The organism is Streptomyces sp. NPDC028991 (genome assembly GCF_055564775.1).
In genome coordinates this window covers 101,175-123,811 of record NZ_JBVHVP010000010.1, presented here as the reverse complement: position 1 = coordinate 123,811, position 22,637 = coordinate 101,175, and the positions used below count along the sequence as shown (strand labels likewise).

The window sequence follows — 22,637 nt, the reverse complement described above, 5'->3', positions numbered from 1 at the left end:
GAGCGTCCCCCGCATGCGGAAGATACTCGTCGTCGGAGCCGGCCAGTCCGGTCTCCAGCTCGCCCTCGGCCTCCAGTCGCACGGCTACGAGGTGACCCTGATGTCCAACCGGACCGCGGACGAGATCCGCGCCGGCCGGGTCATGTCGACGCAGTGCATGTTCCACACGGCACTCCAGCACGAGCGCGACCTCCAGCTGAACTTCTGGGAGTCCCAGGCCCCGAAGATCGAGGGACTCGGCGTCTCGGTGGCGGCCCCCGGCTCCTTCGACCCGGGCCCGTCGCAGCGCGCGATCGACTGGGTGGGGCACCTCGACGGCTTCGCGCAGTCGGTCGACCAGCGGGTGAAGATGGCCGGCTGGATGGAGACCTTCGCGCAGCGCGGCGGCCAGCTGGTCATCCACGGCGCGGCCGTCGGCGACCTGGACTACTTCTCCCGCGCCTACGACCTCGTCCTCGTCTCGGCGGGCAAGGGCGAGCTGGTGCAGATGTTCGGCCGCGACCCGGAGAGGTCCCCGTACAGCGAACCGCAGCGAGCGCTGGCGGTGGCCTACGTCCACGGGATGGGCCCGCGTCCGGAGCACCCGGACATGGAGGCCGTCCGCTGCAACCTGGTCCCCGGCGTCGGCGAGATGTTCATCATGCCGACGTTCACGACCTCCGGCCGGGCCGACATCCTGTTCTGGGAGGGCATACCCGGCGGCCCGCTGGACGCCTTCAAGGACGTCAAGGACCCGGCGGAGCACCTCTCCCTGACCCTGGAACTCATGGAGAGATTCCTTCCCTGGGAGTACGCGCGGGCCACCAAGGTCGAACTGACCGATGCCGGCGGCACCCTCGCCGGCCGCTACGCCCCCACCGTCCGCAACCCGGTCGGCCGCCTCCCCGGCGGCGGCCTGGTCCTCGGCGTGGCCGACGTGGTCGTCGCCAACGACCCGATCACCGGCCAGGGCTCCAACTCCGCCTCCAAGTGCGCCGCCTCCTACCTCGCCTCCATCCTGGAGCAGGGGGAGAAGGAGTTCGACGAGGCCTGGATGCGGCAGACCTTCGACCGCTACTGGGAGACCGCCCGGCACGTCACCAAGTGGACGAACGCCATGCTCGCCCCGCCGCCGGAGCACATCCTGAACCTGATCGGCGCCGCCGGGCAGCTCCAGCCGGTCGCCGACCGCTTCGCCAACGGCTTCAACGACCCGGCCGACTTCGAGAACTTCTTCTACGACCCGGCGAAGACCGAGGGCTACCTGATGGAGGTCTCGGGCGCGGCCGGCGCGTAGGCCGCCGCGTACCCCTCGTCGGACCCGGCCGTCGCCCCCTCGGGGAGCCTCGGCGGCGTGTAGCGCCGCAGCGGCTCCCCGCCGGGGTCGGGGCGTACGGCGCCCAGGACCGGGTTGGCCGCGATCGGCGACACCTTGACCTCGGCGCCGGGGCGCGGCGCCTGGACGACCATTCCGTCGCCGAGGTACATCGCCACGTGGGTGGCCTCGGGGAAGTACACGACCAGGTCACCGGGGCGCAGCTCGCCGAGCGGCACGTGCTCCAGCCGCGACCACTGCTCCTGGCTGGTGCGCGGGATCGGCGTCCCGGCCCGGTCCCAGGCCACGGAGGTCAGGCCCGAGCAGTCGTACGACGCCGGGCCCTCGGCGCCCCACTCGTACGGCTTGCCGAGCTGCTCCACCGCGAAGCGCACCGCCCGGTCGCCCTCGGCGGAGGGCTTGTCGTCGTCGCCGAGCGCGCCGGACGCCATGAACCGCTCCTGCGCCTCGGCGATCCCGCTCTTCTCGAACTCCGCCAGCGCGGCCAGCTCCTCGGGGGTGAGCGAGGCGAGCAGTTCCTCCACGGCGCGCAGCCGCTCGCGTACGTCGTTCCGCTCCGTCTCCTGCCGCTCGGCGAGGGCGAGCTGCCGGTCCAGGGCTTCGCGGGCCCGGCGGGCCAGCTCGTCGGCCTTCCGCTCGTCGCCGGTCAGGCGGCCCACCGTGTCCGCCCGCTCGCGGGCCAGCTGCCCGAGCACGTGTCCCTGGTCGAGCGCGCGCTGCGGGTCGCGGGCCAGCAGCAGCCGCAGGTAGGGGGAGAGGTCGCCGCTGTTGCGGTACTGCTGCCGGGCCAGCCGTCCGGCCGCGCCCCGGCTGTCGTGCAGGGACAGCCGGGTCCGGGCCAGCGCGGTGTCCAGCCGCTGCACCTCGGCACGCTGCTTCTTCAGCAGCTCCTCGGTGCCGTTGTAGGTCTCGGTGGCCTTCTCCGCCTCCTGGTAGAGACGCTGAAGGTCCGTCAGCAGCGCTGCCACCGACCGGTCGCCGTCGGTGCCGGGCCCGGGTTCGGCCGCGGCGGGCACGGGCGCGAGGACGATCCCGGCCGCCACCGCCGCCGTACACACCAGACGCAGAAGCCTTCCTGACACGCCATCACCTCCGTCGCGGGGCGGCGGGTCCGCTCCGCACGGCGAGCATGTGGCGTGTTCCCGGGGCCCGCGCGCCGAGTGTGCGCGGTTCGGCGCAACGGGGTCACCCGTGGGCGTCGTCCGGCTTGCCACCCGGCGTGGCGTCTGGATCGGTGCCCGGTCCGGCGTCCGGTCTGGACCAGGGCCACCTCCGGCCGGAGCCCTTCCCGCCCGCGCCCTTCTCCCCCTCGGGGGCATACACGTACTTCCAGCGGGCGAACCGCAGCCCGCCCCGGGCGTCCCGGGGCACCCGCCGGTACACGAGCACGGTGGGCGGGCCGCCGTCCGGGTCCGGTACGGGGATGCGGTAGGTCTTCGGCGGGTGCCCGGTCATCCCGACCAGCACGGGCAGTACCCGCCCGTCCATGGGGCCGCCCTCGAAGGGGGTGTCTTCGCTCTTCACGGCACCAGTGTCAGTGATCCGCGTACCGGTGTCAGACGTCCGCCGCCAGCGCCTCGACCAGCGCTGCGGTCTGCGGGTCGCGGCGGGCGGTGACCGTCAGCACGGCGAGGAACTGCTCCACCAGCCAGTCCCGCAGCTCGTCCACGGGCGGTTGCTTGCCCTCGTCCAGCCAGATCAGCGAGGCCGCCTCCACCGCCGTGATCCACATCCGGACGGTCATCCGCAGCCGGGGGCCGGGTGCGTCGACGTCCAGGTGGCTCATGATGTGGTCGGCGGCGGCCCGGCGTACGCCGTCCACGATGGAGGAGGTCCGGGAGGTCTCCGCCACGCTGCCGCCGCGCAGCAGGGCGCTGAAGCCGGTGTCGTGCTGGTCGACGAAGGCGAGATAGCGGTCCAGGGCGCGGGAGAGCCGGGCCAGCAGCGGGCCCTCGCGGGGCTCGTCGAAGCACATCCGCAGCTCGTCGGCGGCGGACCTGAGCGCGGCCTCGTACAGCTGTTGCTTGCCGCCGGGGAAGTACCGGTACACCAGCGGCCGCGACACCCCGGCCTGCTCCGCCACGTCGTCCAGGGAGACCTCCTCCGGTGGCCGGTGTGCGAAGAGGGCGAGCGCCGCGTCGAGCAACTGGACGCGGCGCTCCTCGACGCTGAGCCGGCGGTAGGCGGGGGTGGAGGCCTGCGGGGTCATGAACCGCAGCGTAACCGCTCCGCCCGGCCCGGCCCGGTGGGCCGGTGTACTGGGCGGTGTCCGAATCGTGCCGCCCGGTGGGACGGACGGGTGGGAGCGCGGCCCGGCGGAGCGAGGCGCCGGAGACCGGTTACGCCAGCAGCCCCGACGACTTCCACAGCTTGCGCCCGACGCCCCGCAGCACCCCGATGTCGTCCAGGAAGTCCGTCAGCCGCTTCGCGCCGGTCTGCATGATCTCCTTGCGGTGGCCACTGGCCTTGACCTGCGCCAGGGCCTCGCGCTTGTCCAGGCCGACGTTCGTGTACACCTCGGGGTTGATGAAGGCGATGGAGAAGACGCGGGCGAACTCGCCGGAGGTGATCCGGGTGAACTCCTGCGACCACTTCGGAGCCGTCACCATCTGGCGGCGCAGTTCCTCGCGGGCGTAGCGCACGTGGCGGGCCTCCTCCACGACGTGGATGCGCGTGACCCCCCGGATCAGCGGCTGGACCCGCTCGTCGGGGAAGGTCAGCCGCTGCATCCAGTCCAGGACCTCCTCGCCGAGCAGCGTGGCGGTGAAGGAGCCGGGCGTGGTGGAGATCGTCTTGAACAGGCGCCCCAGGTGCTGGTGGACCGGGCTCACCGGGTACCACGGAGTCTCGCCGCGCGATATCAGCCGGGCGAACATCTTCGAGTGCCGGCACTCGTCCTCGATCTCGGTCAGCGCGTAGCGCACGTGCGCGCTCGTCGCGGCCTTGTCGTAGATGTGCCGCACCAGCAGCTGCATGAGGATCAGCTCGAACCAGATGCCGAGCGAGGCGAGCGCGGCGGCCTCGTGCTGGGAGAGCACGATGCGCTGCTCCTCGCTCATCCGCTTCCACATCGGGGTGTCGTACAGCGACACCAGCTCCGGCGGCCAGAACCACTTGCCGTCCTCGAAGGGCGCCTCCCAGTCCAGCTCCTCGTCCGGGTCGAAGGAGTGCTTGGCGGAAGAGTCGAGCAGCCGTTCGGCCACCTGCTCCCGGTCCTTGAGCAGGCCGAGCGCGTCGCGCAGGCCTTCGAGCGCGTCGGCTTCCGTCAGGGTCGTCATGGCTGTCCCACCTCGTCGTACGGTTCGGGTTACCCGCGGTTACTCTCGTTCGCTTGGTCTTATGAGACTGCGTGTCAGTAAGCTCGTCAATCCCCTGCGCACGACTTGTTGACCGCGAGTAAAGAAGTGGGAGGTGTTCAGGTGCCTAGACCGAACAGCCCAGCCCCTCCGGCGCCTCACCCGCCATCGGCACCGACGACCCCGCCGGGAACGACGTCCGCAGCGTGAACGCGTACGGCGTCGGCCCGTGCGTGCGCAGGTGCAGCAGCCGCGCCTCCGCCTCCGCGACCGTCGGCCGGTGCCCGGCCGGGACCCACCACAGGGTCGTGACCGCTTCCGCGAGCCGCTCGAACCACTCTCGCCGGCGGGTCAGCATCTCCCGGTGCCGCCCCTGGTACATGAAGGCCGTCAGGGCGTTCGCGTCCCGCCACACCGTCAGGTTGACGATGAGCCAGTCGTCGCCGAAGAAGGGCACGTCCGTCGCGTTGCCCGAGTCGTCCTGGAGTCGCCACACGAACCCCTCGGCGGCGTCCGCCGCGGCGTTCACCGGGTCGAGCGCGTCGACGAAGTCCTTCAACTGCGGTGAGTCCAGGGGGGCCTTGAGGCGGGCGATGTTGACCTGGGCGAGTTCGTACGCGGCGTCAGTCATGTACCGAACGTTAGGTCGGGCCGTCGGCGCCGTGGTACCCCCGTCTCAGGACTCGAGCACCGCCTCCATCACCGCCCGGGCGATCGGCGCGGCCAGCCCGCCCCCGCTGATGCCCTCGCGGTCCGCCGACGAGCCCTCGACCACCACCGCGACCGCGACCTTCGGCTCCAGGTCGCCGTCGCCCTGCGCCCAGGAGACGAACCAGGCGTACGGCGTGCCCGAGTTGCCGAAGCCGTGCTGGGCGGTGCCGGTCTTGCCGCCGACGGTGGCGCCGCGGATCGCGGCGTTCGCGCCGGTGCCCTTCTCCACCACCCCGGTCATCAGCTCCTTGAGCCGCGCCGCCGTCGAGGGGCGCATCACCTCCCGGGTGGGCCGCGAGCCGGCCGTCGCCACCAGGCTGCCGCCCGCCCGCAGCGTCCGCTCCACCAGGTACGGCGAACGCGCCTGGCCCCCGTTGGCCACCGCCGCCGCCACCATCGCCATCTGCAGCGGAGTGGCCCGCGTGTTGTACTGGCCGATCGACGACAGCCCGAGCTGCGCCCGGTCCACCGAGGTGTCGAAGGTGCTCCGCGATGCGGCGAACGGGATGCGCAGCCCGTCGTCGTTGAAGCCGAAGGCCTCGGCCGTGGCCGCCATGGCGCGCACGCCCACGTCCACGCCGAGCTTGGCGAAGACCGTGTTGCAGGACCACTCGAACGCCTCCCGCAGCGAGGCGTCGCGGCAGCCGTCGGCCTCGTTCGTCAGCCGGGTCCGGGTGCCGGGCAGGGTGTACGGGTCGGGCGAGCGGGTCGGCGCGTCGAGGTCCCGGATCACGCCCGCGTCCAGTGCGGCCGCCGCGGTGATCACCTTGAAGGTGGAACCCGGCGGATAGGTACGGCGCACCGCCCGGTTGAGCATCGGCTTGTCCGGGTCACCGTTCAGCCGGTCCCAGGTCCGGGTGGCGGCCGTGCTGTTCCCGGAGAGCAGCTGCGGGTCGTACGACGGCGTGGAGACCAGCGCCAGGACGCGGCCGGTCGACGGCTCTATCGCGGCCACCGCACCCTTGTGCCGGCCGAGCCCCTCGAACGCCGCCCGCTGCGCGGCCCCGTTGATGGTCGTCACGACGTCGCCGCCCGGATTGTGGGCCCCGGTGACGTCGTTCCACAGGGGGAGTGGCGCGAGCACCGGGTCGGCACCGGACAGGAGGCCGTCCTCGGCGTGCTCCAGCAGGGTCGTCCCGTACGCCTGCGAGGCGAAGCCGGTGATCGGTGCGTACAGCGGCCCCTCCTGGTAGGTCCGTTCGAAGCGCAGATGTTCGCCGGTGTCCCGGGAGCCGGTGACCGGCTCGCCGCCGACCAGGATGTCGCCGCGCGGCTGCTGGTAGCGGGCGATGTCCGGGCGGCGGTTGGCCGGATTGCCGTCGTACTCCGGCGCCTGGACGATCTGCACCCGGGCCGCGTTGACCAGCAGGGCGATCAGCAACAGGGCGCAGAAGGCGGCGGCGTGCCGGATGTTCCGGGTCACCGGAGCCTGTCCGTTCTCACGGCGCCACCCGCCCGTCGGCCTGGCCGGCCTGGCTGCGGGCCGCGTGGCTGACCCGGATCAGCAGCGCGACGATCGCCCAGTTGGTGACGACCGAGGAGCCGCCCTGGGCCAGGAACGGCATGGCCATGCCGGTCAGCGGGATCAGCCCGGTCACCCCGCCCGCGATGACGAACACCTGGAGCGCCACGATCGAGGAGAGGCCGACCGCGAGCAGCCGGCCGAAGGGATCGCGGGCGGCCAGACCCGCCCGGTAGCCGCGCTCCACCAGCAGCGCGTACAGCAGGAAGATCGCGGTCAGCCCCAGGAAGCCCAGCTCCTCCCCGGCGGTCGCCAGGATGAAGTCGGACTTGACGGCGAATCCGATCAGGATGGAGTCGCCCAGGCCCAGGCCCGTGCCGGTCACCCCGCCCGCGGCGAAGGCGAACAGCGACTGGGCCAGCTGGTTGGGCCCCCGGCCCGCCTCGATCGACGCGAAGGGGTGCAGCCAGTCCTCCACCCTGCTGTGCACGTGCGGCTCCAGCCAGCCCACGGCGACCGCGCCCAGCGAGGCGAGCAGCAGACCGACGGCGATCCAGCCGGTGCGGCCGGTGGCGACGTAGAGGAGGACCACGAAGAGGCCGAAGAAGAGCAGCGAGGTGCCGAGGTCGCGTTCCAGGACCAGGACGCCGACACTGACCAGCCACACGGCGAGGATCGGGCCGAGGACGCGGCCGGTGGGCAGCTGGAGCCGCCACACACGGCGGCCCGCGTACGCCAGCGCGGCGCGGTTGGCGGCCAGGTAGGCGGCGAAGAACACGGCGAGGAGCACCTTGGCGAACTCACCGGGCTGGATGGAGAAGCCCTGGATCCGGATCCAGATGCGGGCGCCGTTCACGGCCGGGAAGAAGATCGGCACGGTGAGCAGGACGAGCGCGGCGGCGACGCAGACGTAGGCGTAGCGCTGGAGCACGCGGTGGTCGCGCAGGAGCAGCACGACCACGATGAACAGCGCGACGCCCAGCGTCGACCACACCAGCTGGGTGGGGGCCGCACGGTCGCCGGGCGTCTCCAGGTCGAGCCGGTAGATCAGGACCAGGCCGAGGCCGTTGAGCAGCACCCCGATGGGCAGCAGCAGCGGATCGGCCCAGGGAGCGCGCAGCCGCACCGCCAGATGGGCGAGGAGCGCGAGCACGCCGAGCCCGGCGCCGTAACCGGCGGCGCCGGGCGGGAGGCTGCCGTGCTGGGCGAGACCGACGTTGCAGTAGCCGAAGACCGACAGCAGGACGGCCATGAGGATCAGCGTGAGTTCGATGCCACGACGCCGGGGGAGACGGGGGACGGGAGCGGGCGTGTCCGCCTGTGCCACGGTGATTCCGGGTCCGGTTCCGGCCTTGGTCATGTCCGGAACTTACCCAAATGAAGTGATGTGTGAGTCGTCCGCATCAGCACCAGCGCGGCGCGGGTCCGATGTTGTCGATGTAGCGGGCCGCGCCCCAGGCCCAGGTGCCGTCCGTGAGGAGGTACCAGAGGGGGTTGCCCTTCACCTTGTCGCCGGGGGTCTTGCAGTAGATGCGGACGGTCTCGCCCCGGTGGGCGTACCGGATGACCTGTCCGCCGCGGGTCGGCGAGGTGCGCAGGGGGAGGCGGTCGGCGGTGACCACGCCCCGGTACCGGCCCTGCTCCTGGCGGCCGTCGTTCCCGCCGCCGTTTCCACCGTTCCCGCCGCCGTTCCCGCCGCCGTTCCCGCCGTTTCCGCCGGACGGGTTGGCGGTGGCGCTGCCGGAGGCGGAGTCCCCGCCGCCGCCCCACTCGTCGTTCGCGACGGCGGGCGTGACGGCGACGGCGGTGGCGAGCGCGCCGGCGGCGACCGCGGTGGCGAGGCCGCGAAGGAGTGGTGAGCGCGTGGAGCGTGCGGACAACAGGGACATGGGAGTTCCTCCCGGGAGCGAACGGGTCTTCAGGTGACTAACCGCCACATTAGGAGTGCTCGGTGCGGACCGCCCGCCGCACTGAGCCATCGGGGAACCGCCCGGCCGCCCGGGACCGGTCAGGACTGCTGAGGCAGGGTCAGGGTCGCCAGTGCCCCGCCGTCCGGCGGGTTCGTGAACTCCAGCCGAGCGCCGAGCACCTCCGCCTGCCCCAGCGCGATGGTCAGTCCGAGGCCGTGCCCCTTCGTCCCGCCCTCGGTGCGGAACCGCTGCGGTCCGTGGGCGAGGAGGTACTCCGGATAGCCGTCCCCGTGGTCCCGTACGGTGATCACCGGCCCGTCGACGGTCAGCACCACCGGTGCCCGGCCGTGCCGGTGAGCGTTCGCGACCAGGTTGCCGAGCACCCGCTCCAGGCGCCGCCGGTCGGTCTCCACCCGCGCGTCCCGTACGACGTCCACCCGCGTGTCGGTGCCGGCGCCCCGGACGACCCGTCCGGCCAGCGCGCCCAGCGCCTCGGGTTCCACCTCCACCCGTTCCCGGCCGCTCTCCAGCCGGGAGATCTCCAGCAGGTCCTCGGTGAGTGTGCGCAGGGCCGCCACCCGGTCCCGGACCAACTCGGTCGGCCGGCCCGGCGGCAGCAGTTCGGCCGCCGCGTGCAGGCCGGTCAACGGGGTGCGCAGCTCGTGCGCCACGTCCGCGGTGAACCGCTGCTCGGCGAGCAGCTTGCCCTGCAGCGACGACGCCATGGAGTCCAGCGCGGCGGCCACCGAGGCCACCTCGTCCTGCGGGCGCGTCGGATCCTGCGCACGGGGATCGCCGACGCGCGCGTCCAGGTCGCCCGCGCTGATCCGCCGCGCCACCCGCGCCGTCGTGAGCAACCGGCGCGTCACCCGCGTCACCGCGAACGCGCCGACGAGCAGCGTCGCCCCGATCGCCAGCGCCGACGACCACACGATCGCACCGTCCAGGCCGTCGATGGTGCGCTGTCCCTGCGTGTGGTCGACCCGTACCGCGAGCGCCCGGCCGCCGTCGGCGGGGCCCGCCGCCCACATCGTGGGGCGCCCGTCGTGCTCGGCCACCAGCGTGCCGCGCCGGCCCGAGACGGCCAGCTCCCGCAGCCGCTGCGGCAGCCCCGGCGGATCGACGCCGGCACCCCGGCGCAGCGGGTCCCCGGCCTCGTACGCCTTCGTCGCCTCCTCCAGCCGGGACAGGGCGACGTCGCGGGCCTGGCCCACGGTCTGGTTGGTGACCGAGACGTGCACCAGCACGCCGAGCAGCGCGGCGAGCGCGCAGCACATCACGGTGATGAAGACGGCGGCCTTCACCGCGAGCGGGCCGGTCCACCGGGGGAGGGCGAGCCTCACCGGGCGCTCGCCGACGGGGAAGCGGACCGGGACGCCGACGCCGACGCGGACGAAGACGGGGATGGGGACGAAGACGGGGACGAGGACGGGGACGGGGACGGGCGCTTGGTGTGCATCCCGCCGTCGTCCGTGCGCAGCATCTCGTCGCTCGTGAGGAGCATGGCCCGCTGGTCGGGGTCCCACGTCCACTGGAGCCGGTACTCGTAGCCCGCGACCTCCGACGGCGAGCGGAGGATCACCGTCCGCCCGGCCAGCGCGACCGCGCTCACCGCGTCGTCGTAGGACATGACCCGCACGAGCCGGTCCTTCTCGACGGTGTAGACGCGCACGGCGGTCATCTTCTCGGGCAGCAGCCGGAACCCCAGGGTCATCTCGGGGCGCCCGTCGCCGGTCAGGTCGCGGTAGTACGGTCTGAGCACCGGGCACCGGCCGTCCGCACCGTCGACGCCGCCCGGGCCGCAGTCCGCCATCCGGCGGGCCGTCTCGCGGTACGGCGCCCTGTCGCCCTCGTAGTCGTCAGGGTGCGCGGCGATCTCGGCCCGTACGGCGGCCACCGGATCGGCCTCGCGGATGTCACCGCCGGGGACGGCGACGCCCTCGAGGACCTCGTTGTCCACCTCGCCGATGTCGTAGGCCGGACTCGACGCCGGTGTCAGGTCGGGCCAGAGCCGGGCCGGGCTCCGCGCGGCCGGTGTCGCGCCCGCGCTCCGCAGCCCGCCCGAGTCACCGCAGGCGGTCAGCGACCCGGCCGCCGCGGCCGCCAGGAGCAGCGCGAGGACGACGGGGACGCGGGCGGTGTGCCCGCGGCGGCTCGGGAGCACTGCACTCCTGGGGTTCGGTCATCCGGTGAGGTCTGGTGAGGTCTGGTGAGGTCTGGTGAGGTCTGGTGACATCGGGTGATCGGCATCGGTGATCGCACCGGTGATCCGCAAAACCCTGTTCGGACGGGAGTCCATTTTGCGTGCCCGGAGGCGTGCCGGGCTACTCGGCCAGCTCCTCCAGCAGCCGCGCGGTGTCCAGCCCGGCCCGCAGGTACTCCACGAACAGGTCGTTGTGCAGCGCCCACGGCGAGCGCCGGGCCCGGATCAGCCGGACCGTCTCCTCGGCGGTGCCGCCCCGGCGCATCAGCGTGTGGGCGACGACGAGACCGGAGCGGTTGTACCCGTGGTAACAGCGGACGAGGACCCTGCGGCCCCCGTCCAGCGCCTCGCCCGCGGCCTCCGCCAGCCGGATCACTCCCGCGAGCTGCGTCCCGTCGAGGGGACCGTCCGGGATCGGCCACACATGGTGCTCGACACCGTCGTCCGGCCCGTGCCCGGGCAGCCGCAGCAGAGTCTGTACGAGATCGAACTCGTCCCGTACGACGGCGAACTCCAGCCTCCCCGCCTGCCGCTGGAACTCGTGCCCGCCCATCCACAGCCCGGGCACGATCTCGTCCCACGGCCTGTCCGGAGCCGGTGCGTCCGGTCCCTTCCCACGGGTACGCAACAGCGCCTCCCCATCCCGCCCGAGGGTCTGCCCAACCGCCTCAAAGGTAGCCGGGTTCTTGCCCCCGCAGCACCCCGCCTGGTCCCATGGTCATGGGGTGATGGTGCATGAACGGACTGCGCGTCATACCGACCTGGCGGCACGGCCGGGAACGGCTGTACGTCTGCCTCCCGGACGGCGGGAACGTCGCCTGGTACGACCGTGAGACGGCCCGCGTCAACCTGATCGGCGACGACCGGAAGGACGAGGTCCTCCAAGTCCTGGGCCCCTTCCTCACCGGCCCGGTCACCGTCGGTCCGCCCCCGGTCCCGAGCCCCGCCGAGCTGGCCCGGCTCTCCCTCCACCCGGACGACGACCTCGCCCCCAACCGGCCCGGCGAGGCGCTCCTGGTCGCCCTGGAGCGCGACCCCGGCCCGCCGCACCGGCTGCGCCCGGACCCGCGTCGCCGGGCGCTGGCGGCCGAGCAGGCGACGGGGGCGGCCCTCGACCGCCTCGACGGCGCCGGCTGGCACACCCTGCACTCCGTCCCGCTGCCCGGCGGCGACCGAGTCCACCACCTGGTGATCGGCCCCGGCGGCCTCTTCGCCCTCCACGTGCTGCCCGCCCGCAGACAACGCGTCCACGTCACCGATCCCCTGGTCGCACTGGGCCGCCGCGAACCGCTTCCCCTGCTGCGCCGGGTCCGAGCCGACGCGGACCGGGCCTCGTACGCCCTGACGGCCGAGGTCCGCCCCGTCCTGCTCCTCGTCGACCCGGCGCACCTGACCGTCACGGCCCCGCCCCGCTCGGTCCGCGTGCTCACGGACGCCGAGCTGCCGGAGCTGGCCCGCCTGGGCGGAATGCTGAAACCGGCGGACGTGGAGGCCCTGCACGCCATGGCCCGCGACCGCGCCACCTGGACGCGCGTCTGAGCGCCGTCGCGCTCGGGGCGGAGCCGGCCTGCGTCAGGGCAGGGCCGCCGCCCGCCGTCGTTCGAACAGTGGCGCCAGCAGGTCGCCGTGGTCCCGCACCCGCGGTCCGACGTCCTGCGCCCCGAAGGCGAACCGCTCCGCCTGTCGGCACCCGGCCACCTCGTCCCACGTCACCGGTGTGGAGACCGCCGGCGCGGAGCGGGCCCGGATCGTGTACGGAGCGGCCGTGGTCTTGCGGGCGGCGTTCTGGCTCCAGTCGACGAAGACCTTCCCCGGCCGCAGGCTCCGCGTCATCCGGTGCACCACCAACCGCGGCAGTGCCCGCTCCGCCTCCATGGCCAGCGCCTTCGCGTACTCCGACACCCGCTCCGACGAGGAACCCCGCACCCCCGCCAGCAGATGCAGCCCCTTGGCCCCGGAGGTCTTGGCGTACGCCTCGATCCCGTCCGCCGCCAGCCGCTCCCGCAGCCACAGCGCGACCTCGCAGCAGTGCACGACGGTCGCCGGCGGCCCGGGGTCGAGGTCGAACACCAGCCGGTCGGCCTCGCCGGGGTCGTCCGCGGTCCACTGGTGCGTGTGGAACTCGGTCACGAGGTTCGCCGCCCACATCAGGGACGCGAGATCCTGCACCAGCACCATCCGCGCCGGCCCCTCCGAACGGGGCACCTCCGCGGTGGTGACCCAGTCGGGCGTACCCGGCGGCACGTTCTTGGTGAAGAACACCTGGCCGTCCGGACCGTCCGGGTACCGCAGAAAGGACACCGGCCGGTCCCGCAGGTGCGGCAGCAGCACCTCGGCGGTCGTCGCGTAGTAGTGCAGCAGCTCGCCCTTGGTGAAGCCGGTCGCGGGGTACAGCACCTTGTCCAGGTTGCTGAGGGCGACCCGTCGCCCCTCCACCTCTGTGATAGGCGCCATACCGTGAGAATCTCACGAAACATGGACAAACCGCCCGGCGGTCCTCCGGCAGTCGACCGACTGGAAAGCTGGAAAGGGTGCGGCACGTGCGATCCATCTGGAACGGCGCCATCTCCTTCGGCCTGGTCAGCATCCCGGTCAAACTGGTGAACGCCACCGAGAGCCACGCGGTCTCCTTCCGCCAGATCCACACGGAGGACGGCGGCCGGATCCGCTACCGCAAGGTCTGCGAACTGGAGGACCGCGAGGTCGGCCAGGACGAGATCGGCAAGGCCTACGAGGACGCCGACGGCTCGATGATCCCGATCACCGACGAGGACCTGGCCCACCTGCCGATCCCGACCGCACGGACGATCGAGATCGTGGCCTTCGTGCCCGAGGAACGCATCGACCCGCTCCAGATGGGCTCCGCGTACTACCTCGCGGCCGGCGCCGCCGCCGCGGCCAAGCCGTACACGCTGCTGCGTGAGGCGCTGGGGCGCAGCAACCGGGTCGCCATCGCCAAGTTCGCGCTGCGCGGCCGTGAGCGCCTCGGCATGCTCCGGGTCGTCGGCGACGCCATCGCGATGCACGGCCTGCTGTGGCCGGACGAGGTGCGCGCTCCCGAGGGCGTCGCCCCGGACACCGGCGTCACCGTCCGCGAACAGGAGCTGGACCTCGCGGACGCCCTGATGGACACCCTCGGTGAGATCGATCTGGACGACCTGCACGACGAGTACCGCGAAGCCCTGGAGGAGGTCATCGCCGCCAAGGCGGCCGGCGAGGCGCCACCGGAGACCCACGAGGAGGCCGCGCCCGGGAAGGTGCTGGATCTGATGGCCGCGCTGGAGAGCAGCGTGCGGGCGGCGCGGGAGTCCCGGGGCGGGGGAGGAGGCGCCGGACCGGCCGAGGAGGCCGAGGTCACCACCCTGCCGCGGCGCCGGACGCCGTCCCGGCGGACCCCCAAGGAGACCGGCGGCAAGAAGTCGACGTCCACGGCCGCGAAGAAGACGGCGGCGAAGAAGGCGGCAGCCTCGGGGACCGGGAAGGCGACGGCGAAGTCCACCCGGTCCGCGAAGAAGACGGCGGCGCAGGGCGCGGCCAAGGAAGCGGCCGGCAAGAGCGCGCCCACGAAGAGCACGGCCACGAAGAGCGCGCCCACGAAGAGCGCGGCCAAGAGCACGGCGAAGAGCACGGCGAAGAGCACGGCGAAGAGCGCCGCCGAGAAGGCGCCGTCCCGCAGGCACGGCGCCTGACTCCGCTCAGCGGGTGCGGTTGTGGGTCCGGGCCCGGAAGATGGCCAGCCCCACCGCGCTGAACCCGGCCGCCCAGGCCAGGCCCAGACCGAGGTGCCCCCACAGCGCGGAGTCCGCGAAGGCGCCGGCGGCCGCGAACTGCATGGGGCCGAAGGACGGGAACCACTGCAGGATCGGCTCGTTGGCGAGCGGGTTGCCCAGCGGGTTCTGCAGGAACGTGTCCATCAGCCCGCCCATGATGATCAGGAAGAAGCCCTCCAGGTCCCGCTTGACCAGCACGCCGAGGAGCAGCCCGAGGGCGCCGTAGCTGAGCGCCATGACGGTGAATCCGGCGAGTACGGCGAACCAGGCACCCGCCGCCGGGCGCCAGAAGAACAGGACCGCCAGCGCGGTGTAGAGGGCGATGCCGGTGGCGACCGCGGCGACGGCGAGGGTCTTGGCGCCGATCAGGGTGGACTGCCGGTACCCGGCGAAGACGAGCCGCCGGTCGAAGGCGAGGGACTTGCGCACGGCGTCGAAGACGACGAACCCGGCGATCATCGTCACGGAGTTGAGCCCGGCAGAGATCAGGGTGAGGTGCCCGCCGTCGACGTGCAGCATCTCGCCGGTGGCGTACAGCCTGAAGTCGAGCGCCTCGGCCCCGGCCATCGCGTTCATCACCAGGTACCAGACGGGCACGAACACCACGAGGAGGAGTCCGGCGAGCCGGTTGCGGGTCTGGTCGCGCACCGAGAAGCGCAGAGCGGTGGGGAACTGCCCGTACAGCGGAGCCGGGCGGGTCGTCAGGTCAGGCGTCGACACGGTGGTGCCCCCTTCCGGCGGCCGTGCGGGCGGTGAGGCGGCCGTCCGCCAGATCGGCCAGCAGGTCGAAACGGTCCTGCTCGAAGACGAGGTGCGTGATGACCACGACGGCCCTGCCGCGCGTGCGCAGGTCCTCGACCAGGTCCCAGAAGCGCAGGTACGTCTCCCAGTCGAACCCCTGGTACGGCTCGTCGAGGAGCAGCACATCGGGGTCGTGCAGCAGGGCCAGGGTGAGGTTGAGCTTCTGCCGGGTGCCGCCGGACAGCTCATCGGCGGGGGTCCGCGCGTAGCGCTCGTAGCCCAGGGCGCGGACGAGTTCCCGGCCGCGGTCCAGGCCGGGCAGGTGGTGGGCGGCGGCGAAGTAGCGCAGGTGTTGTTCGACCGTCAGGCTGCCGCTCAGCACCGGGGCCTGGGGGCAGTAGCCGAGCGTCCCGGCCAGGGAGACCTCGCCGCGGTCCGGCGGCAGGGTGCCGGCCAACGCCTTGAGCAGGGTGGACTTGCCGGCGCCGTTCTCGCCGACGACCGCGATCAGCTGCCCGGGGCCGACGGTGAGGTCGGCGCCGCGCAGGACGCGGTGGGTGCCGTACGACTTGTGCAGGTCACGGGCGCGGAGTACGGGGGCTGTCGGTGCGGGTGCGGGTGCGGGTGCGGGTGCGGGTGCGGGTGCGGGTGCGTCGGGCGTCGTGGGCGCGGGGTCGGTCGGCATGTGCGGTCACCATGGCCTTCCTGTACTTCTCGGGCTCCAGTGCTTCTCAGGCCTCCGAGGGCGCCTCTCGGGGAGGCGGGGGAGGCGACGCGTTCAGCCCGCCGGTGTAGATGCCGAGCACCTCGGGGGCCCAGCGGGACATGCCGTCGGCCGACAGGGGGTCGGTGCCCAGGACCTCGCCGAGGCGGTCGCGCAGCAGGAACACGGCCAGGTCGTTGGCGAGCAGGATGGCCGCGCGGGCCGCCGGGTCCCGGCCCGGCACCGCGAGCCCGGCCGCCGCCAGGTCGTCCAGGGCGGCACGGCTCAGCTCGTACAGGCGGCCGAACAGGACTCCGCCGGCCTCCGAGTCGCCCAGCAGCAGGCGGCGGAGGTAGCCGGGCAGCGGCGATCCGGCCGGGAAGTGACGGGTGAACGCCGCGCTCAGCGACGCCGCTCCGGCGCCGGAGTCGAGTGGCTCCATGCCGTTCTCGCCGGTCAGTTCGCCCAGCATGGCCTCGAAGACGGCCACGACGTGGTGGTCGACCTCCTGGCGCAGTCCGTCCTTCGAGCCGAAGTGGTGCACTACGAGCCCGGGCGACACTCCGGCCGCCGTGGCGATCTGCCGTACGGTCACCGATTCCGGGCCGTGGGCGGCGAACAGGCCGAGGGCCTCGTCGCGGATGAGGGCCCGGGTGGTCCGGTCCTCCGGGATTGAACGCATGTACAACATGCTAAACGGGTGTTCAGTCGAATGTCCAGGGAGAGGCGGACGTCCCGGGGGCGGTGGAGGGGGCGGGCTCGAAGACCGCGGGGCTGGCGTCGCCGGAGGCCGTCGGCGCGAGTGAGGCGGCGGTGGGCACGACGGGACTCTCCTCGAGATGCCGCCCGATGGTGTCGGCCGGCCCGCCGCCCGGGGTGCCGGGGCCGGTGGACAGCTGTGACCACGCGGTCAGGGCGAGAGCGACCGCGGCGGCCGTGCCGATCACCCGGCCGGCCCGCCGGAGCCGGGCCCGGCCGTCCAGTTCCCGCCAGGCCGGGCCCGGCTCCGGCGGACCGGCCGGGTGCCAGGGCTCGCCGACCACGTCCGGGGGCGGCCCGGGGTGCCAACCCGGAGTCCGCTCGCGCGCGGCGGGTTCCCTGGGGGCGGAGGCGCGGATGGCGTGCTCGTCGTCCTCCAGGAACTTCCGCCAGACGTGGTCCGGCACGGACGGCGTACCGTCCGGCTCGCCCGGTCCGGAAGTGGTCATGGTGCCCCTCGTCCTCTCGTCTTCGATCCGTGCGGCGGCCGGGCGGGAGTGGGAGGGGAGCCCGCCGGCGGCCGGTGTGCCGTCCTGTGCCGCAGCACCGTTTCGGTGTCACTCCCGGGCGCCGTACGGCAGCCGGCCGCGGGCCGGCCCCCCGCTGGATCATTGCACAGTGCAAAAAGGCCCCGCCAGGGTCTCCGGCCCCCCTCTTCGGCCCACCGCCGATCCCGTGTCCCGGCGGTCATGGCCGGCGGTCGCCGTCCGCCGCGACGAGCCGCACGAAGGGGATGGCCCGTCCGGCCTCACGGAACGAGGCCTCACCGCCGTCCACCGCCAATCCCATGAACGCGCAAAGACGCCGGGCCGTTCCCGGATGCCGCCGGGCGTAGTCCGCCATGATTCCGGCGCCCTCCTCGGCGGGCAGGAAGTGGGCCGTGACGGCGTGGTGGCGGTTGCCGAACTGGATGACCGTCTTGGGCTGCCGCCGCAGGTTCCGGTACCAGTCCGCCCCGGGACCGAAGCCGGAGGCGACGGTCCAGCTCCGCCCGCGTGGCCCGGAGGAGTCGTGGGACTCGTGGGACTCGTGGGAGACCACTTCGAGGACGACCTGGCGGTCCCGGCCGCTGATCCGGCCGGTGTGGTGCAGCAGAAGCAGCCGCTTGCGGAAAAGGGGACCGAGCCCTCCGCGGAAGAGAAGGATGGGCAGCCGTGCGGCGGCGCGCCGCAGGCCGGCAGGCGGCCGGGGCCGGTGGGGTGTGGTGTCCGTGCGTGCCATGCCCGCCCTCCTGATTCGGGACTCCGTCTCCACCTTTGCACAGGGGAAAGGTCCGCGGGCAGTGCAGCCGCTCCTTTTGCGCCCGTCCGGTCGGTGGTGCCCCCCCCCGCGTCACCGGCGCGGACCCCTCCCACCTTTCGATCAGGTGAGTGAGCAGGGTCTTGGGCGAGGTAGAAAGGACACATGCCGGAGCGTGAGATGCCCGTCGGGGGCCTGGACGACGTCGACGCGGTCACCAGGGCCGTACTGGCCGCGTCGAGACTGCTGGTGGCCGTCTCCGCGCGGTCGCTCGCCGAGGTCGAGGAACGGGTGACGCTGCCCCAGTTCCGGATGCTGATGGTGCTCTCCACGAGAGGCGCCACCAAACTCGTCGCACTCGCCGACCACCTCCAGGTCGCCCCGTCGACGGCGATGCGCATGGTGGACCGGCTGATCGCGGCCGGGCTCGCCGACCGGCAGACCAACCCCGGCAACCGGCGCGAGACCCTCCTCACGCTCACCGAGGAGGGCCGGCACACCGTCGCGAACGTCAGCGCCCGGCGCCGCGCCGAGATCGCCGCGATCGTCGAACGGCTCGCCCCCGGACAGCGGGCGGCCCTGGTCGAGGCGCTCACCGCCTTCAGCGAGGCGGGCGGCGAGCCCCTCGCCCCGGCACCGGACGACCCTCAGCCGCACCCGCTCGGCTGGGCCGTGCACGTCACCGCGGCCGGCGACGCCTGACGCGGTCGGGGGCCACGGGGGTCGCGGGGGTCACGGAGCCGCCGGGGAGGGCGTGGGCGTCGGGGAGGCCGTGTTCACGTTCAGGTCGGGCCGCGGCTTGAGCACCAGCACCCGCTCGCCCGGCTGCGGCGGGGGCGGGGTGACCTTCTCCCTCGGCAGCTTCGCCGGGCCGGTCTGCTGGAAGGTGACCTGGTCGTACTCGACGAGCCCGGTCTTCTCCAGCACCGTGATGTGGTCCAGGACGGTGTCGTTGGCCAGATCGGCCAGCTGCCGCACCAGCGTGTTCTTGGTGGTGGCCCGGATCTTGGCGATCGCCGGGAAGATCTGGCCGTGGGTCACCCGCATGATGTTGACCGCCGACGAGTCGAACTCCCTGCCGCTCTTGGCCTTCACCGTCGACACGAAGCCCTCCTGCTGCGGGGAGGCCCGGTTGGGCAGCGTGATGCCCAGCTCGGGGGAGATCTCCCGGCACATCGCGTCGAGACCGGCGTGGCCGACGACCAGGTGTTCCCCGGCCGTCTTCATGGCCTTCGTCGAACCGCGCTCCATCACGATCTCGCCCAGCGGGTACTCCCACAGCCCGGCGGCCCGGACCTTGACCACGAAGTCGCGGTCGGCCTCGGTGAGCGGCCCGAACTTGGTGGCGGCCACGACCCGGTTCTGGTCGCCGTCGGCCTTGTCCAGACCGAGCATGGCCGGAAAGGCCAGCGCGGTGAGGGTCAGGGTCATCGCACCGAACAGGACGACGACTCCGATCCTGCTGCGGGACAGGCGCATGATGCCTCCAGGGGCGACGCGAGCGACTCGCACTCGACTCGTACTCGTACTCGTTCGCCATGAGGTACGGAAACGGCGGGCGGATCTATCACCGCTCCGGCACAATTCTCGCGGGCCGCCGACCGGCGCCCGTTCAGCCGACGTCGGCCCCGTACACGCGCTCCACCGTCATCGTGATCAGCACCCGTCGGTCGGACACCATCGTCATCCGGTACTCGTCCCAGTCCGGGTGCTCCCCGGCGGCGGCGCGGTAGTACTCCACCAGCGCCTCGACCTCCGGCCCGTGCGGGTCGGTGCCCGGCCCGGTGAGGGTCGCCACGCACTCGGCGGTGGCCCAGGACCTGCCGTCCGGGGCGGTCACCTCCAGGGTCGCCCGCGGGTCGCGGCGCAGGTTGGCCGTCTTGGCCAGACCGTCCCGGGTCGAGACGCGGATGACGCCGGCCTCCGGATCGTAGGCGGGCATGACGGGGGAGAGCTGCGGGCGGCCGTCGGACTTGATCGTCGCGAGCACGCCGAGCCGGCTCTCCGCCAGCAGGGCGCGGGGGTCGAAGCGCGGTGTGGTGGTCATGGGCCGATCATCACCCCCCGACCCGCCGGCTGTCCCGCGAAACGTCCGCCGGACGCCCCCGCCGGCTCAGGAGACCGAGGGACCGCCCAGGTATTCGCCGTCGCGGTCGTAGGGCCAGGCGTTGGCGACGCACCCCTTGAGGCCCTTGATCTGCTGCATCATCGCCGGGGCGGGCAGGCCGGGGCCGGGGCAGGTCTCGTGGCCGTGGCCGATGCGGTGGCCCACCTCGTGGTTGACGATCAGAGCCCGGTACTCGCCGATCGGACCGTCGAACTGCGGGGAGCCCAGCACCCAGCGCTTGAGGTTCACCACGACGTCCGTGCCGACCGCGCAGTTCACCTCGCCCCGGGTGAGCAGGCCGTAGGCGCCGCAGATCTCGTCGACGGTGCCCGGCGTGGCGATCTTCACCACGAAGTCGTAGGAGCCCGAGCTGACCAGGCGGAACGAGTTGGTCCCGTCCCTGGTCCAGCCGCGGCGGTCGGCGAGCACGTCGGATATCTCGGCCGCGGCTGCGCTCGGCCGGACGTCGATGCCCTCCTCGACCAGCACCTTGTAACGGCGCACGCGGCTGCCGGTGCCCACGGTCGTGCCGTCGGCCTCGGCGGTGGCGAAGGTGCCGGGCCCGGTCGCGGGGATCGCGATGGTGGAAGGGGACGACGACGGCGAGGGTGAGGACGACGGCGAGGACGACGGCGAGGGGGAGGTCTTCGCGGACGGCGAAGCGGAGGGGCTCGGCGACACGGACGGTGTCCCGCCGGAGGCACCGGGGCCGGCCGTGCGCTCGGCTGCGTCCAGGGCGTCGGCCACGTCGGCCGCCTGGTCGTCCGTCACCGGGGGCCGGGTGTCCCGCCAGTACGCGACGGCGGCGCCCGCGGCGAGCAGGACCACCCCGAAGGTCAGGCCGGCCAGGACGACGCGGGCGGAACCGCGGCGTCTGCGTCTGCGTCTGCGGGCGCGGGTCCTGTGCCCGGCCCCTTCCGGCATGGCTCTCCGGCTGGTCCGGCGGGCTGTGGGTCGGCCCACGACGTGCGTCCTCTCTGCTGGTCGGCGGGGTGCACGGTGGACTCCCGTGTGCTTTTGCGCCCCAAAGATCAAAGCGGAAGGACGTGCGAAACCATCACCGGACCGCGGGTGGGGCTTCTCACGCATGTGTTCGGTTACGGCGGTACAACCTTTCGGCGTCCCGGGAGGTCCGCGAGCCCCGGTACCGCCGCACGCGCACACGTGCGCCGGGGCTGCCCGGCGGAAGCCGGGCAGCCCCGGCGCGGTGCGGGAGGCGAGGAGACGTCAGCCGGCGGCGGCCCGCTCCCAGCGGTAGAAGCAGCGCGCCATCGCGTCCTTCGGACCGCGCCAGGTCGCCGGGTCGTACGCCGAGACGTACGGCTCCAGCCGCTCGCTCACCTGACGGAACTCCGGATGCCCGGTCAGCCTGCCGATCGTGGGGGCCGGGTCCTCGTCGCTCTCGATGAGGTGCAGGTACACGCCGTCACCGAACTCGAAGAGACTGCGCCGGTTGACGCCCACCAGGTGCGGCAGCTCGCCGCTGTCGGACTCGGCGAACACCTTCGCGATGTCCGGTGCGGCGCCCGGTGCCATCCGGGCGACGATCAGGGTGTGGTGCATGGGGAGGTGCCCTCCGTCGGTTTCGTTCGGCGGTTTCGTTCGGCGGTGTCTTCCGAGGTGTCGTTCGGCGCTGTCGCCCGGTGCCGTCGTCCGACGGGGTCAGTCGGCGAGCACCGAGGCGGTCCGCCGCTCGCCCGCCGCCTGCTCGATCCGGTCCCGGATGAGGGCCATCTGCGTCCGCGAGTTGCGGTTGATGTTGTCCGTCATCCAGGCGTCGTCCACCGGCGCGTCCGGCTTCATCGCGAAGTCCTGGACCCAGCGCATCCGGGTGCCGTCCGCGGTCTCGTTGAACTCCCAGACGATGTCCATGTACTGGAAGGGACCGGTCTCGACCCGGTGGGCGCGCACGGTGCGGGTCGTCGGGTCGGCGACGCGCTCGGAGACCCAGCTCCACACCTTGCCGTCCGCGTCCGGGTGCATGGTGAGCCGGAACGTGACGCGGTCGCCGTCGCGGTCGAGCACGTCCACGGAGGCGTACTCGCTGAACAGCCGGGGCCAGTTGTCGACGTCGTTGGTCATGTCCCAGACCAGCTCCATCGGCGCGGCGATGGTGATCTCGTTGTCGGTGTGGCCTGCCATGTCACACTCCCGTCTTCAGGGCGCCGTTGATCAGCGCGAGGAAATCCGCGGGCGTCTTGCAGCGCTCGGCCTGCTCCGGCAGGCCCAGCCCGTACCGCTTCTCCAGCTCGGCCACGATGCCCAGCAGACCGAGGGAGTCCAGGCCGAACGTGTCGAAACCGGCGTCGGACTGCTGCTGGAGGGTGACCGGGTCGACATGCACGCCGGCGGTGCGCTTCATCAGCGTCGCCAGCTCCTCGACGGTCACCTGGTAGTCCAGTTGGTCGGTCATGTGGATGT

At 72.8% G+C, this 22,637-nt stretch carries 27 protein-coding genes; 4 read left to right on the top strand and 23 right to left on the bottom strand.

All coding sequences use genetic code 11. The annotated features are described in order from the left end of the window. Positions 1-13: 13 nt before the first annotated feature. Positions 14-1,276, top strand: coding sequence for a styrene monooxygenase/indole monooxygenase family protein (locus tag ACZ4V1_RS21120; protein ID WP_468338262.1), 1,263 nt, complete (start codon positions 14-16; stop codon positions 1,274-1,276). Here ACZ4V1_RS21120 and ACZ4V1_RS21115 read toward each other — a convergent pair. From ACZ4V1_RS21115 to ACZ4V1_RS21065, 11 genes are all read right to left on the bottom strand, one after another. Continuing rightward, entirely contained in the window at positions 1,240-2,397 is a 1,158-nt protein-coding gene (locus tag ACZ4V1_RS21115; RefSeq protein ID WP_468338259.1) for a C40 family peptidase, read from the bottom strand. The genes ACZ4V1_RS21120 and ACZ4V1_RS21115 overlap by 37 nt on opposite strands. 103 nt (positions 2,398-2,500) lie before the next feature. Next, positions 2,501-2,839, bottom strand: coding sequence for a hypothetical protein (locus tag ACZ4V1_RS21110; RefSeq protein ID WP_468338256.1), 339 nt, complete (start codon positions 2,837-2,839; stop codon positions 2,501-2,503). A gap of 31 nt (positions 2,840-2,870) precedes the next feature. Continuing rightward, complete coding sequence (locus ACZ4V1_RS21105; RefSeq protein WP_468338253.1) at positions 2,871-3,524, bottom strand: TetR/AcrR family transcriptional regulator; 654 nt, start codon at positions 3,522-3,524, stop codon at positions 2,871-2,873. Positions 3,525-3,654: 130 nt separating this feature from the next. Beyond that, positions 3,655-4,593: an AurF N-oxygenase family protein gene (locus tag ACZ4V1_RS21100; protein ID WP_468338250.1), complete on the bottom strand. Its 939-nt coding sequence runs from the start codon at positions 4,591-4,593 to the stop codon at positions 3,655-3,657. A 145-nt stretch (positions 4,594-4,738) separates the two neighbouring features. Continuing rightward, positions 4,739-5,242 carry a DUF3291 domain-containing protein gene (locus tag ACZ4V1_RS21095; RefSeq protein WP_468338247.1) on the bottom strand — a complete coding sequence of 168 codons (504 nt, stop codon included), beginning with the start codon at positions 5,240-5,242 and terminating at the stop codon, positions 4,739-4,741. 45 nt (positions 5,243-5,287) lie between these two features. Next, positions 5,288-6,745, bottom strand: coding sequence for a penicillin-binding transpeptidase domain-containing protein (locus tag ACZ4V1_RS21090; RefSeq protein WP_468338244.1), 1,458 nt, complete (start codon positions 6,743-6,745; stop codon positions 5,288-5,290). 16 nt (positions 6,746-6,761) lie between these two features. Beyond that, complete coding sequence (locus tag ACZ4V1_RS21085; protein WP_468338241.1) at positions 6,762-8,144, bottom strand: FtsW/RodA/SpoVE family cell cycle protein; 1,383 nt, start codon at positions 8,142-8,144, stop codon at positions 6,762-6,764. A gap of 43 nt (positions 8,145-8,187) precedes the next feature. Further along, the gene (locus ACZ4V1_RS21080) at positions 8,188-8,673 is read right to left on the bottom strand and encodes an SH3 domain-containing protein (RefSeq protein WP_468338238.1); all 486 of its coding nucleotides are present in this window, start codon (positions 8,671-8,673) and stop codon (positions 8,188-8,190) included. Positions 8,674-8,792: 119 nt separating this feature from the next. Next, positions 8,793-10,037, bottom strand: coding sequence for an ATP-binding protein (locus ACZ4V1_RS21075; RefSeq protein ID WP_468338235.1), 1,245 nt, complete (start codon positions 10,035-10,037; stop codon positions 8,793-8,795). Next, positions 10,034-10,858, bottom strand: a complete 825-nt coding sequence (locus tag ACZ4V1_RS21070) for a hypothetical protein (protein WP_468338232.1) — start codon at positions 10,856-10,858, stop codon at positions 10,034-10,036. The genes ACZ4V1_RS21075 and ACZ4V1_RS21070 overlap by 4 nt, the downstream gene beginning before the upstream one ends. A 160-nt stretch (positions 10,859-11,018) precedes the next feature. Continuing rightward, positions 11,019-11,525 (bottom strand): protein-tyrosine phosphatase family protein, encoded by a 507-nt coding sequence (locus tag ACZ4V1_RS21065; RefSeq protein WP_468338229.1) that lies wholly within the window; start codon positions 11,523-11,525, stop codon positions 11,019-11,021. Between the two features lie 107 nt (positions 11,526-11,632). On the opposite strand from ACZ4V1_RS21065, the gene ACZ4V1_RS21060 reads away from it, so the two are divergent. After that, positions 11,633-12,436, top strand: a complete 804-nt coding sequence (locus ACZ4V1_RS21060) for a nuclease-related domain-containing protein (protein ID WP_468338226.1) — start codon at positions 11,633-11,635, stop codon at positions 12,434-12,436. 33 nt (positions 12,437-12,469) lie between these two features. On the opposite strand, the gene ligD is transcribed toward ACZ4V1_RS21060, so the two are convergent. Beyond that, on the bottom strand, positions 12,470-13,351 hold the full coding sequence (ligD, locus tag ACZ4V1_RS21055; RefSeq protein WP_468338223.1) for a non-homologous end-joining DNA ligase: 882 nt from the start codon (positions 13,349-13,351) through the stop codon (positions 12,470-12,472). Positions 13,352-13,437: 86 nt separating this feature from the next. Here ligD and ku point away from each other — a divergent pair, with 86 nt between their 5' ends. Next, positions 13,438-14,586 (top strand): non-homologous end joining protein Ku, encoded by a 1,149-nt coding sequence (gene ku, locus ACZ4V1_RS21050; RefSeq protein ID WP_468338220.1) that lies wholly within the window; start codon positions 13,438-13,440, stop codon positions 14,584-14,586. A 6-nt stretch (positions 14,587-14,592) separates the two neighbouring features. Here ku and ACZ4V1_RS21045 read toward each other — a convergent pair whose 3' ends face one another. The 5 genes from ACZ4V1_RS21045 to ACZ4V1_RS21025 form a co-directional block, all read right to left on the bottom strand. Then, positions 14,593-15,387 carry a hypothetical protein gene (locus tag ACZ4V1_RS21045; protein WP_468338217.1) on the bottom strand — a complete coding sequence of 265 codons (795 nt, stop codon included), beginning with the start codon at positions 15,385-15,387 and terminating at the stop codon, positions 14,593-14,595. Further along, positions 15,374-16,093: an ABC transporter ATP-binding protein gene (locus ACZ4V1_RS21040; protein WP_468338214.1), complete on the bottom strand. Its 720-nt coding sequence runs from the start codon at positions 16,091-16,093 to the stop codon at positions 15,374-15,376. The genes ACZ4V1_RS21045 and ACZ4V1_RS21040 overlap by 14 nt, the downstream gene beginning before the upstream one ends. A 46-nt stretch (positions 16,094-16,139) precedes the next feature. Next, entirely contained in the window at positions 16,140-16,793 is a 654-nt protein-coding gene (locus ACZ4V1_RS21035) for a TetR/AcrR family transcriptional regulator (protein WP_468338211.1), read from the bottom strand. Between the two features lie 22 nt (positions 16,794-16,815). Next, entirely contained in the window at positions 16,816-17,319 is a 504-nt protein-coding gene (locus ACZ4V1_RS21030; RefSeq protein ID WP_468338208.1) for a hypothetical protein, read from the bottom strand. A gap of 238 nt (positions 17,320-17,557) precedes the next feature. Then, on the bottom strand, positions 17,558-18,091 hold the full coding sequence (locus tag ACZ4V1_RS21025) for a nitroreductase family deazaflavin-dependent oxidoreductase (RefSeq protein ID WP_468338205.1): 534 nt from the start codon (positions 18,089-18,091) through the stop codon (positions 17,558-17,560). A gap of 183 nt (positions 18,092-18,274) precedes the next feature. On the opposite strand from ACZ4V1_RS21025, the gene ACZ4V1_RS21020 reads away from it, so the two are divergent. Next, a complete protein-coding gene (locus tag ACZ4V1_RS21020; protein WP_468338202.1) occupies positions 18,275-18,811 on the top strand; it encodes a MarR family winged helix-turn-helix transcriptional regulator in 537 nt (178 codons plus the stop codon). A 30-nt stretch (positions 18,812-18,841) separates the two neighbouring features. On the opposite strand, the gene ACZ4V1_RS21015 is transcribed toward ACZ4V1_RS21020, so the two are convergent. From ACZ4V1_RS21015 to ACZ4V1_RS20990, 6 genes are all read right to left on the bottom strand, one after another. Next, on the bottom strand, positions 18,842-19,588 hold the full coding sequence (locus ACZ4V1_RS21015; RefSeq protein WP_468338199.1) for a DUF4142 domain-containing protein: 747 nt from the start codon (positions 19,586-19,588) through the stop codon (positions 18,842-18,844). Between the two features lie 133 nt (positions 19,589-19,721). Continuing rightward, a complete protein-coding gene (locus tag ACZ4V1_RS21010; protein ID WP_468338196.1) occupies positions 19,722-20,156 on the bottom strand; it encodes a PPOX class F420-dependent oxidoreductase in 435 nt (144 codons plus the stop codon). Positions 20,157-20,222: 66 nt separating this feature from the next. Next, the gene (locus ACZ4V1_RS21005) at positions 20,223-21,179 is read right to left on the bottom strand and encodes a DUF3152 domain-containing protein (RefSeq protein ID WP_468338193.1); all 957 of its coding nucleotides are present in this window, start codon (positions 21,177-21,179) and stop codon (positions 20,223-20,225) included. 264 nt (positions 21,180-21,443) lie between these two features. After that, on the bottom strand, positions 21,444-21,779 hold the full coding sequence (locus tag ACZ4V1_RS21000) for a TcmI family type II polyketide cyclase (protein WP_468338190.1): 336 nt from the start codon (positions 21,777-21,779) through the stop codon (positions 21,444-21,446). A gap of 99 nt (positions 21,780-21,878) precedes the next feature. Continuing rightward, positions 21,879-22,358 (bottom strand): SRPBCC family protein, encoded by a 480-nt coding sequence (locus ACZ4V1_RS20995; protein ID WP_468338187.1) that lies wholly within the window; start codon positions 22,356-22,358, stop codon positions 21,879-21,881. 1 nt (position 22,359) lies between these two features. Next, the gene (locus ACZ4V1_RS20990; protein WP_468338184.1) at positions 22,360-22,629 is read right to left on the bottom strand and encodes an acyl carrier protein; all 270 of its coding nucleotides are present in this window, start codon (positions 22,627-22,629) and stop codon (positions 22,360-22,362) included. Positions 22,630-22,637: the final 8 nt, after the last annotated feature.